Genomic DNA, 11,053 nt, shown 5'->3' on the forward strand with positions numbered 1-11,053 from the left:
GCAAGGGGGGAGCCTCCAGCGGTGAACGTACGTAAGGCGGTCAGCGGCGGGGGGTCAGGAGGCCGCGCCGCTCTCGACGCGCTTCTTGAGGCCGTCGAGGGCGCGGTCGATGATGACCTTCTCCGCCTTGCGCTTGATCATCCCGAGCATGGGGATCTTGACGTCGACGGTGAGCTGGTAGGTGACCTCGGTGTGCTTGCCGCCCGCGGCCGGCTTGAGGCTGTAGGAGCCGTCGATCTGGCGCAGCATCTGCGACTTCACCAGCGACCAGCTGACCACGTTCTCTGCAGGCCAGCTGTAGGCCAGCACGTGGTCGTCCTTGATGGCGCCCGCGTCGAGCACGAGGCGCACCTGCGTGGCGCGGCCCTGCTCGTCCTTCTCCAGCACCTCGGCCTGCTTGACCTCGCCGGTCCACTCCGCGTAGCGGCCGAAGTCGGCGATCACGGCCATCACCTCGGCAGGGGTCGCCTCGATCGTGATGCTCGAGCTGGTGTGTTCCGCCATCTCCGTGGCTCCTCCGTACCGGTCCGCCGCCTGGGGTCTTGCCGCTGAAGGCTACCTCGCGGCGCCCGTCACCACTCCAGCACCCAGGGTGTTCCCGTGGAGGCGAAGTGGCCGACGTTGACGCATTCCGTCCCCCCGATCCGCATCCGGCGGGCGAGCGGCTGGTGGACGTGGCCGAAGAGCGCGTACCGGGGGCGCGTGGCGCGGATGGCGTCGAGGAGGGCGGAACTGCCGCGCTCGAAGCGCCGGGCGACGGTGTCGTAGCAGAGTTCGGGCACGTCGGGCGGGATGTGCGAGCAGAGGACGTCGACTTCACCGAGGGCCGCGACCTTCGCCGCGTACTCCTCCTCGGAGACCTCGTAGGGGGTGCGCATGGGCGAGGGGAGGCCGCCGCCGACGAAACCGAAGACGAGTCCGCCGATCTCGGCCCGCTCCCCGTCCAGGACGGTCGTGCCCTCCCGGGCGAATTCCGGCCAGAGACGAGGGATGTCGACATTTCCGTACGTGGCGTACGTGGGCGCAGGGAATGCGGCGAAGAGCTCGGTGTACTGCTTGCGGACGGCGCTCTCGATGGCGGAGTCCCGGTCCATGCCGTGCCACAGGCTCCGCGCCAGCGCACGGGCGTCGTCGAAGCGGCGCGCGGTGCGCAGCGCGACGATGCGGTCGGCGTTCTCCACGCCGAAGAGCTCGGGGAAGATGCCGCGCGAGTGGTCCGCGTAGTCGAGGAAGAGGACCAGGTCGCCCAGGCAGATCAGGGCGTCGGCCCCGTCGCCCGCCCGGGCGAGGGCCGTGCTGTTGCCGTGCACGTCGCTGACCACATGAACCCTCATACCGCCTCCATGCCGATCACCCTAGGCGCTGCGGCGCAGCCACCGGAAGGGCTGCGACCTGCGGTTACTTCTGTGGTTACTTCCGGGTCACCAAACGGACCGGCTAGGGTGCGGGGAGCAGTCCCGCGGCATGTGACGCAGAGAACATCTGGGCGCAGCCCCCTATTCGAAAGCCGTACTGGTGGGTAACGTCCGGGCAGTCCACTACCCCCCTTGCCTGATCATGGACCGCAGCCGACGCAGCGCCCCTCGAAGACGCGGCGGCGCCGGCGCCCGACGAGGAGCAGCAGTCTTGCGCGAGTTCAGCCTTCCGGCCCTCTATGAGGTCCCTGCGGACGGAAACCTGACGGATCTGATCCGCCGCAACGCCGCGCAGCGCCCCGACGTCGCCGTCATAGGCCGCAAGGCCGGCAACCGGTGGGAGGACGTCAGTGCGGCGCAGTTCCTCGCCGAGGTCCGGGCGGCGGCCAAGGGCCTGATCGCCTCCGGTGTGCGGCCGGGCGACCGGGTCGGGCTGATGTCCCGCACCCGCTACGAGTGGACGCTGCTGGACTTCGCGATCTGGAGCGCCGGCGGCGTCACCGTGCCGGTGTACGAGACGAGCTCGCCCGAGCAGATCCAGTGGATCCTCAGCGACTCCGGCGCGGTCGCCTGTCTCGTCGAGACCGCCGACCACGAGGCGGCCGTCGAGTCCGTCAAGGACCGGCTGCCCGAGCTCGCCCGCGTCTGGCAGATCGAGGCCGGCGCCGTGGCGAAGCTGCGCGAGGCCGGGGCCGGCATCACGGACGAGGAGGTCGACGAGCGCAGCGGTCTCGCGAACGCCGACTCCCCCGCGACCATCGTCTACACCTCGGGCACCACGGGCCGCCCCAAGGGCTGCGTCCTCACCCACCGCGCGTTCTTCGCGGAGTGCGGCAATGCGGTGGAGCGGCTCAAGCCGCTGTTCAACACGGGCGACTCGTCCGTCCTGCTCTTCCTCCCCACCGCCCACGTCTTCGGGCGCCTGGTGGAGATCTCCGCGATGCTCGCGCCGATCCGCCTGGGCTGCGTGCCCGACATCCGCAACCTGACGGACGAGCTCGCCTCCTTCCGCCCGACGCTGATCCTGGGCGTCCCGCGCGTCTTCGAGAAGGTCTACAACGGTGCCCGCGCCAAGGCCCAGGCCGACGGCAAGGGCAAGATCTTCGACAAGGCCGCGGACACCGCCATCGCCTACAGCCGGGCCCTGGACGCCCCGTCCGGGCCGGGCCTGGGCCTGCGCATCAAGCACGCCGTCTTCGACAAGCTCGTCTACGGCAAGCTGCGGGCCGTCCTCGGCGGCCGGGCCACCCACGCCATCTCCGGCGGCGGGCCGCTGGGCGAGCGCCTGGGCCACTTCTACCGGGGCATCGGCTTCACGGTCCTGGAGGGCTACGGCCTGACCGAGTCCTGCGCCGCGACCGCGTTCAACCCCTGGGACCGGCCGAAGATCGGCACCGTCGGGCAGCCGCTGCCCGGCTCCGTCGTGCGCATCGCCGACGACGGCGAGGTGCTGCTGCACGGCGAGCACCTCTTCCAGGGCTACTGGAACAACGAGGCGGCCACCGAGGAGGCGATGTCCGACGCCTGGTTCCACACCGGCGACCTCGGCACCCTCGACGAGGACGGCTACCTCACGATCACCGGCCGGAAGAAGGAGATCATCGTCACCGCGGGCGGCAAGAACGTCGCCCCGGCCGTGATCGAGGACCGCATCCGGGCCCACGCCCTGATCGCCGAGTGCATGGTCGTCGGCGACGCCCGCCCGTTCGTGGGCGCGCTCGTCACCCTCGACGAGGACTTCCTGCCGCGCTGGCTCGCCGACCACGGCAAGCCCGCCGGGATGACGCCGGCCGAACTGGCCGAGGACGCCGACCTGCTGGCGGACGTGCAGAAGGCCGTCGACGACGGCAACGCGGCCGTCTCCAAGGCGGAGTCGGTACGCAAGTTCCGCATCCTGCCCGCGCAGTTCACGGAGGCGTCGGGCCACGTGACGCCGTCGCTCAAGCTGAAGCGGAACGTCGTGGCGAAGGACTTCGCGGACGAGATCGAGGCGATCTACCGCGGCTGAGCCCGCCCTCTCCCCGGATGTGCCGGAGGGGCCGGATGCGAGGGCATCCGGCCCCTCCGGCACATCCGGCACCTCCGAGGAGGCTTGTCAGAGCAGGGCCTTGAGGCGCTCGGCCAGGAGGTCCCAGCGCCACTTCTCCTCCACCCACTGACGCCCCCGCGCACCCATGCGCGCACGCAGCTCCGGGTCCCGCAGCAGCGTCACGATGCGGTCCGCGGCCAGGGCCGGCGAACCGCCCTGCACCACGTACCCCGTCTCGCCCTCCAGGACCGCGTCCGGCGCCCCGCCCGAGTCGCCGGCGACCACCGGCAGGCCCGTCGCCGACGCCTCCAGGTAGACGATGCCGAGGCCTTCGACGTCGAGGCCGCCGCGGCGCGTGCGGCAGGGCATGGCGAAGACGTCGCCCGCCCCGTAGTGCGCGGGCAGTTCCTCCCACGGCACGGCGCCCGTGAAGCGGACGGCGTGGGCGACGCCCGTCTCCTCGGCCAGCCGCCGCAGGTCGTCCCCGTACGGTCCGCCGCCGACGATGAGCAGCACCGCGTCCGGAACGGCCGCCAGGATCCGCGGCATGGCCAGGATCAGCGTGTCCTGGCCCTTGCGCGGCACCAGCCGCGAGACGCACACGACCACGGGGCGGTCCGCGAGGCCGAGCCGGGCGCGGACCTCGTCGCCGCCGGAGCCGGGGTGGAAGGTCTTCTCGTCCACGCCGGGCGGCAGTTGCACCATCCGGGCCGCCGCCTCGTCCGTCAGCGCGGAGGCGATCCGCGAGCGGGTGTACTCCCCCAGGTAGGTGAGGGTGTCGGTGCCCTCGCCGATCCTCCGCAGCAGCTGCCGCGACGCGGGCAGCTGCGCCCAGCCGGCCTCGTGCCCGTGCGTGGTGCCGACCAGCCGGCGGGCGCCCGCCCGGCGCAGCGCCGGGGCCATGAGCCCGAGCGGGGCCGCGGCCCCGAACCACACCGAGGTGCAGCCGTGTTCGCGCAGCAGGCCGGTGGCGCGCCGGGTCACCCGGGGCGTCGGCAGCAGCATGGTGGTGCGGTCGCGGACGACCGTGAACGGCTGCTCGGCGTCGAAGCGGGCGGTGGCCTCCGCACCCTCCTGGCCGCGCTTCCACGTGGAGGCGTAGACGACGATGCCCGACGGGTCCAGGCGCAGCGCCATGTTGTGCAGGAACGCCTGGATGCCGCCGGGGCGGGGCGGGAAGTCGTTGGTGACGACGAGAGTCTTGTCCATCGCCGTCCGACAGTACCGGGTGCGATCGGGGGCAGTCGGGGCCCCGTCCCGCCACGTCACGGCGTATGGACCCGCCGGAACGGCATCATGCCTTGCAGTAGCGGCGCGCGTACAGCGTGTAGTGACCGTGAAGGGCGAGGTGAGTGATGGCGGGCAGGGGTTTGCGGCTCTCGTTCGCGGCGTGGGCCGTCACCCGGGCCGTGCTGCTGATGTGCGTGCTGCGGGTGTGGGTGATGCCGGGGTCGGACGTCTCCGTCGACATCGAGGTGATCTACCAGGGCTGGTACGGGGTGCTGAGCACCGGCACCTTCCCCTACGACGACGTCACCTGGCAGTACCCGCCCGCCGCGGCCTTCGCCGTGCTCGCCCCCGGCCTGCTCCCCTTCCTCGACTACGCCCCCGCCTTCTTCGTGGTGTGCCTCGTCGCCGACGCGGTCGTCTACGCGCTGCTGCTGTACGCGGTGCGGGGCGGGCGGCGCCGCGCCGCCGGGGTATGGGTGTGGGTGGCCGGGGTCCCGCTGCTCGGCCCGATCGTCTACGCCCGCTACGACGTGATGGTGACGGCCGTAGCCGTGGCCGCCCTCCTCGCGGCCGGGCGCCGGACCCGTCTCTCGGGGGCGCTCACGGCCTTCGGGGCGCTGCTGAAGGTGTGGCCGGTGCTGCTGCTGGTCGGCACGCCGCGGGGGCCCCGTACGCGGGAGGCGTGGGGCGCGGCGGCGATGACGGCCGCCGTGCTCGGGCTGGCGTTCGCGGCGACCATGCCGGGGGCGCTGGCGTTCCTGACCTTCCAGCGGGACCGGGGCACGGAGGTGGAGTCCCTGGGATCGCTGGTCTTCCACCTGGGGCGGCACGCCGGCTGGCACGGCCACGCGCGGCTGCACTACGGCTCGGTGGAGTTCCTCGGCCCCTACGTCCACACGGTGAGCCGGCTCGCGCTCGTGCTGAGCGTGGTGGCGTTCGCCTGGCTGCTCCTGTGGCGCGTACGGGCGCGCAGGTTCACTGCCTGCACGCCGTACGAGGCGGCGTTCGCGTCGGTGCTGCTGTTCACCACGACCAGCCGGGTCATCAGCCCGCAGTACGTCGTCTGGCTGCTCGGGCTGGCGGCGGTGTGCCTCACGATGGGCACGACGCGCCAGCGCCTGCCCATCGCCCTGGTCCTGCTGGCCGCCCCGCTGACCCAGCTGGAGTTCCCGATCTGGTTCTCGCACGTGGTGGCCAGCGACAAGCTGGGCGTGGCGACGCTGACCCTGCGCAACGGGCTGCTGGTCGTGGCGACGCTGGTGTCGTGCACGCGCCTGTGGCGGGAGACGGTGTCCCTGCCGGGGGCGTCCGACACACCGGACGACCCTCCCGCGGAGAAGGAACCGGCTCTGCTGGCGGGCTAGACCGCCGGTGCCGCTCCGCGGAGGTCGTGCCCGGGTCCGGCACCGGTGCCGCTCCGGGGCTTGAGTCAGGTCCGGCACCGCCGGTCACCTCCGGGGGGGGGGACTCGCCGCTGCGGCGGAGGTGAGAGCCCGTCGCCTCTCGGCCACCTGTTGCCGAGAGGCGCCGGCGGCCGACGGCCTCGCCGACCGGGCATCTTGCCGCAGGCAAGAAGATCCCGCCGCGACGGCGAACAACCTCCGCGGCGCGGACCGGCGGTGCCGAGCCCCCTCAGCCCGAGGCGAACTGCTCCCCGACGTACGCCCTCCACCGCTGGGTGAACTCCTCGGGCGAGACGCCCAGGACAGAGCGGAGCGCGGTCTCGACGGCCCCGTCACGGCGGGCGTGGGAGCCCACCGCGCGGTAGAACGCGACCAGTTTCTCCTCGCCCCAGCGGTCGGCGATCAGGCGGCAGGCCAGCCAGCCCTCCTCGTACGCGCGGGCGAGCCGCCCCGCCTCCCCGGTGAAGCCGAACTCGGGGTCCCCGGGCAGCCGGTCGGGGAGGGTGCCGGCGGCGGCCGCGCGGGAGAGTTCGGGGGCGGCCTGGCGGACGGTGCGGCCGGTGCCGCGGTACGCGGCCCAGTCGGCGAAGCCCTCGGACAGCCACAGGGGCGTGGCCTTCGTCGTCCTGGCCCGGGTGGCCACGTGGGCGGTCTCGTGGGTGAGCACGATGCGCCGCCCGAACGCGCCGAGCACCCCGTACGCCTCGGGGTTGACGATGATGCGGTCCGCGGGCGCAGCGGCGCCGGAGCCGCCCGCCTCGCCGGTGGTCACGGCGGCGATGCCCCGGTAGTTGGAGACGGGCGAGTCCAGGAGCGCGGCCATGCGCGCCAGCGAGGCGGGCATCTCGACCACGACCCGGCCGGGCCACTCGCGCGACCCGGCCCGCCAGGCCGCGCCCACGGCCGGGACGGCCTTGTCGGCGAGGTCGGCGAGGGCGCGCAGCCGCTCGCGGTCCTGGCCGACGCCGAGGACGAGGCTGCGCTCGCCGCGGACGACGGTCACGGGCCCCTGCTCCCACAGCTGGTGCCCGCCGCGCCGGGAGCCGGCGGCCACGTACCAGCGCCCGTCGCGCTCGACGAGGGTCAGCCGGCTGCGGGCGGTGACGGGAGCGCTGTCGTAGCCGGCCAGCCGGTAGCGCAGCTCGGCCTCGGCGGCGACCCGCCGGCCGTCACCGGGCGCGGGGGTGAAGCCGCCCGTGCGCACGAGGCGGTAGTCCCAGGAGGCGAGCGGGACGGCCGCGAGGTTGGCGAAGAGGCGGCGCTGCTCCTCCCGGTAGCTCCCGGCGGCCGGGTCGACGGCGCCCAGGAAGGCGCTCTCGTCGCGGTCGCGGACCGCGGCGGCCCACCGGTCCAGGAGCCCCTGCAAGGCCCGCTCGCGGGCGTCGGAGCCCCCGGAGAGCCCTCCGGAGCAGCCGGTCAGCCCGGCCTGGAGGGCCATGAGGAGGGCCGCCAGGCAGCACGCCGCCCGGCGGGCCGGCCCGCGGCCGCCCGCTCGTGTGCCCCCGCGTCCGCTCCACCACCACCGGCCCGTCACGTCCCGCATCGTACGAGCCGTGCGCCCCCGGGGGCGCGTTCAGGACGTGATCACGGCCGGGTCACCGACGAAATCGGCATCATGTTGGCCGGGTCGTAGCGCACCCGGGCGCCGGGGTAGGGCGCGTGGACGACCTGGCCGCCCCCGACGTACATGCCGACGTGGCTGGCGTCGTCGCGGTAGATGACGAGGTCCCCGGGGCGCGCCTCGGACAGCGGGACGTGCCGTCCGGCGTTGCGCTGCGCCTGGGAGGTGCGCGGCAGACCGACCCCGGCCCGCCCGTACGCCCACTGCATGAGCCCGGAGCAGTCGAAGGCGCCGGGCCCGGTCGCGCCCCAGGCGTAGGGCGAGCCGACGGCGGAGCGGACGGCCATGGCGGCCGCGGCGCCGCGGGCGGAGGCGGCGGCGAGGTCCTTCAGGCCGCCGAGGGCGCCCCCGTCCGAGCGCTCCAGCTGCCGCGTGCCGTCCGAGCGCGAGGCGCGGGCGTAGGCCTCCCGGTCGGCCGCCGGCAGGGCGTTCAGCAGGCGGCGGGCGGTGGCGAGCTTCCCTTCGACCTGCCGTTTGTGTTCCTCGACGGCCTTGCGCGTCCGCTCCAGCTCGCCGAGCATCCGCGCCGCCTCGCTGCGCTCCTGGCGCAGGGCCCGCTGGGCCTCCGTGAGGGCCTTGAGCTGCTCGCTCTGCCGGTCGGAGACACGGTCGAGGGTGGCGGCGCGGTCCAGGTAGCCGTCGGGGTCGGAGGACAGGAGCAGCTGCAGGGCGGGGTCGACGGCGCCGCTGCGGTACTGCGCGGCGGCGACCATGCCGAGGGCGGTGCGCATGTGGTTGACGCGCTCCTGGCCGCGGGCGACGCGGTCGGTGGCCTCGGCGACCTTCCTGCGGAGCTCGCCGGCGCGCTCGCCCGCTTCGTTGAACTTCTCGGTGGCCCGCTCGGCCTGCTCGTAGAGCCGGTCGACCTGCGACTTGACGGTCCCGCGGGACCGGTCGTCGCGGGCGGTGTCGCTGGGCCGCGCTCCGGCCGGGGGCGCCATCGCGGCAGCGGCCGTGGCCACGGCGGCGGACAGGACGGTGACCCGGACGGTCTGGGTGAGACCGGACTGCGAAGAACGGCGATGGGACGCCACGGGCTGCCGCACTCCCTTCCTTGCTGCACTGTGGGCGCGGTCTGCCCGGCGCGCCGGTGCCGCAGCGCCAGACAGTAGCGGCGTGCTCACCCCGTGTTCAAAGACCTCGCGGGGTGGGAATGGGACGGGAATGCGGACGCCCCGCCGGAGACGCAGGTCACCGGCGGGGCGCAATGTCAGCGAGGGCCACCGCGATTCGCCCGAACGGGCGGCGGGTCAGCCATTCGGCCCAGTCGTCAGCCTATGCGGACGCCGAACTGGAAGGGCATGTTGCCCATCGACTCGTAGCGCACGTTGGCGCCCGGCTTGGGGGCGTGCAGGGTCTGGCCGTTGCCCGCGTAGAGGCCGATGTGGTGCAGGTCGCCGTAGAAGAGCACCAGGTCACCGGGCTTGAGCTGGCTCTGGTCGTAGATGCGGGTGCCCGCGTTGGCCTGGTCCTGGGAGATGCGCGGCAGGGTGACGCCGGCCTGCGCGTACGCCCAGCCGGTCAGCCCGGAGCAGTCGAAGGAGCCGGGGCCGGTCGCGCCCCACACGTAGGGGGCGCCGATCTTGCCCTGGGCGGCGGCGAGCGCGGCGGCGGCGCGGCCGGAGGTGGGCACGTCCTTGCCGAGGTCGGGGCGGCTGCTGCCGCCGCCGGCGCGGCCGGCGCGCTCCTCGCCGCCCTTGGCGCCGTCGGCCTTCTCCTTCTCGCCGAGGACCTCGGCACGCTCCGCGGCGGTGAGGGTGTTGAGCTGCTCCTTGGCGGCGGCGAGCTTCTCCTGGACGGCTTCCTTCTGCTCGCCCAGCACCTTGCGGGTCTCCGCGAGGTCCTTGAGCTTGCCGGTCGCCTCCTGGCGCTGCTGCTTGAGCGCGCGCTGCTTCTCGGAGATCTGCTTGAGGGTGTCGGCCTGCTTGGCGCTCACCTGGTTGAGCGTCGAGGCCTTCTCCAGGTAGCTCTCCGGGTCGGAGGAGAGCAGCAGCTGCAGCGAGGGGTCGACGGCGCCGCTGCGGTACTGCGCGGTGGCCAGCGAACCGAGGCTGTTGCGCAGCTTGTTGATCTCCTCCTGGCCGCGGGCGACCTTGTCCTGGAGATCGGTGACCTGCTTGTCGAGCTTGTCCTGCTTCTCCTTGGCCCCGTTGTACTTCTCCGTGGCCTGCTCGGCCTCTTCGTAGTACTTGTCGACCTTCTCCTTGACCTCCGCCTTGGAGGCCTTGGGATCGGCGTGCGCGGCCTGCGAGGTGAGGGCGACGGCCGCGGCCGCGGTCGCGGTCGCGGTCAGCACGGTCACCCGGGCGCGGCCCGGCTGCTTGGGTCGACGGTGGGACGCCACGGAGACGGGCTCCTTCTTCCTCGGCCGCCACCGCACGCCGGAGGGCACGGTTCGGGCGGGACCTTCACCGTCACCCCGAATGGATGATCGACCGGGTGAAGGTTCGAGGCCCGACCTTAGTGACCCCCGACTGATCCGTTCAAATTCTCATCAGAAAAATCTTCTGCCTCAACAGAAGCTTTACCAACGTGACACAGCCGGTGATGACGGCTTGACGGTCAGGTACGGGCAAGTCGCTTGAGGAGCAGGGCCGATGCCACCGGCCGGGCGCCCGCCTTCGCGACGCCGTCGGCGACCTCGCGGTCGGTGGAGACCACCACGACCGGACGGCCCGGCGGCTCGGCCCGCACCAGCTGGCGGATGAGCTCGTCCGCGGTCACCCCGGGCTTGCTGAAGAGCACCCGCACGCCGCGCGGCGGCGCGAGCAGCACGGGCGCGGCCAGCTCGGCCCCGTCGAAGACGCAGGTCACCTCGGCGCCCGTCTGCGCGGCCAGCATGGCGAGCCCGCCCAGCAGCCGCAGCCGCTGCTTGTCCAGCGGCATCGTCGGATAGCCGGTCTTGGTGACGTTGTAGCCGTCGACCACGAGGTGTGCCTGAGGCAGCGCCAGCAGCTGGTCCAGCAGCGCCGGATCGGTCTCGGACAAGGCGCGCGTGGCGATGTCCTTCGGGGTCATCCGGCCCGGCTCCACGGCGTCCACCGTGTCCGCGGGGTGCACGGAGGCGGGCGGCAGAGCCAGTTCGCGGCGCAGCCCCTGCGCCGCGTCCAGGACCGTGTCCAGCAGCAGCCGCAGGCGCATGTCCTCCACGCTGCGCCCCTCGCGCACCGCCCGGCGGCTCGCCTCCAGTGCGGCCTCGGCCTCCGACAGCCGCGCCTTGAGCCGGCGGGTCTCCCCCAGCGCGGCGGCCTTCTCGGCCGCACCGGCCGCCCGCACGGACTCCAGCTCGGCCTCCGCCTTGCGCAGGGCGGCCTCGCCGCGGCGCACGTCGGCGACCGCGCTGCGCAGCTTGCGC

9 protein-coding genes are annotated in these 11,053 nt (G+C 73.5%); 2 read left to right on the top strand and 7 right to left on the bottom strand.

The genetic code is table 11. The features are described from left to right. Positions 1-54: 54 nt before the first annotated feature. Entirely contained in the window at positions 55-504 is a 450-nt protein-coding gene (locus V7793_RS25575) for an SRPBCC family protein (protein WP_336010336.1), read from the bottom strand. A gap of 68 nt (positions 505-572) precedes the next feature. Continuing rightward, positions 573-1,334, bottom strand: coding sequence for a metallophosphoesterase family protein (locus V7793_RS25580; RefSeq protein WP_336010338.1), 762 nt, complete (start codon positions 1,332-1,334; stop codon positions 573-575). 292 nt (positions 1,335-1,626) lie between these two features. Here V7793_RS25580 and V7793_RS25585 point away from each other — a divergent pair, with 292 nt between their 5' ends. After that, positions 1,627-3,423: an AMP-dependent synthetase/ligase gene (locus V7793_RS25585; RefSeq protein WP_336010339.1), complete on the top strand. Its 1,797-nt coding sequence runs from the start codon at positions 1,627-1,629 to the stop codon at positions 3,421-3,423. Between the two features lie 87 nt (positions 3,424-3,510). On the opposite strand, the gene V7793_RS25590 is transcribed toward V7793_RS25585, so the two are convergent. Beyond that, a complete protein-coding gene (locus V7793_RS25590; RefSeq protein ID WP_336010340.1) occupies positions 3,511-4,653 on the bottom strand; it encodes a glycosyltransferase family 4 protein in 1,143 nt (380 codons plus the stop codon). 146 nt (positions 4,654-4,799) lie between these two features. Between V7793_RS25590 and V7793_RS25595 the strand changes: the two genes are divergently transcribed. After that, on the top strand, positions 4,800-6,038 hold the full coding sequence (locus V7793_RS25595) for a glycosyltransferase family 87 protein (protein ID WP_336010342.1): 1,239 nt from the start codon (positions 4,800-4,802) through the stop codon (positions 6,036-6,038). Between the two features lie 268 nt (positions 6,039-6,306). Here the strand turns inward: V7793_RS25595 and V7793_RS25600 are convergent, their stop codons facing one another. The 4 genes from V7793_RS25600 to V7793_RS25615 all read right to left on the bottom strand — a co-directional run. Further along, positions 6,307-7,515: a hypothetical protein gene (locus V7793_RS25600; protein WP_336010350.1), complete on the bottom strand. Its 1,209-nt coding sequence runs from the start codon at positions 7,513-7,515 to the stop codon at positions 6,307-6,309. Positions 7,516-7,661: 146 nt separating this feature from the next. Continuing rightward, positions 7,662-8,732: a C40 family peptidase gene (locus tag V7793_RS25605; RefSeq protein ID WP_336010344.1), complete on the bottom strand. Its 1,071-nt coding sequence runs from the start codon at positions 8,730-8,732 to the stop codon at positions 7,662-7,664. Between the two features lie 236 nt (positions 8,733-8,968). Next, positions 8,969-10,042, bottom strand: coding sequence for a C40 family peptidase (locus V7793_RS25610; RefSeq protein WP_336010346.1), 1,074 nt, complete (start codon positions 10,040-10,042; stop codon positions 8,969-8,971). Between the two features lie 218 nt (positions 10,043-10,260). Further along, on the bottom strand, positions 10,261-11,053 hold a 793-nt coding region (locus V7793_RS25615; RefSeq protein ID WP_336010348.1), incomplete at its 5' end, for an NYN domain-containing protein.

The organism is Streptomyces sp. KLMMK (genome assembly GCF_036961605.1).
GTDB lineage: Bacteria > Actinomycetota > Actinomycetes > Streptomycetales > Streptomycetaceae > Streptomyces > Streptomyces telluris.

Coding starts and splice junctions, on each gene's coding strand:
- V7793_RS25595 (WP_336010342.1), top strand. CDS start 4,800: ATGGCGGGCAGGGGTTTGCGGCTCTCGTTCGCGGCGTGGGCCGTCACC.
- V7793_RS25580 (WP_336010338.1), bottom strand. CDS start 1,334: ATGAGGGTTCATGTGGTCAGCGACGTGCACGGCAACAGCACGGCCCTC.
- V7793_RS25590 (WP_336010340.1), bottom strand. CDS start 4,653: ATGGACAAGACTCTCGTCGTCACCAACGACTTCCCGCCCCGCCCCGGC.
- V7793_RS25600 (WP_336010350.1), bottom strand. CDS start 7,515: ATGGCCCTCCAGGCCGGGCTGACCGGCTGCTCCGGAGGGCTCTCCGGG.
- V7793_RS25575 (WP_336010336.1), bottom strand. CDS start 504: ATGGCGGAACACACCAGCTCGAGCATCACGATCGAGGCGACCCCTGCC.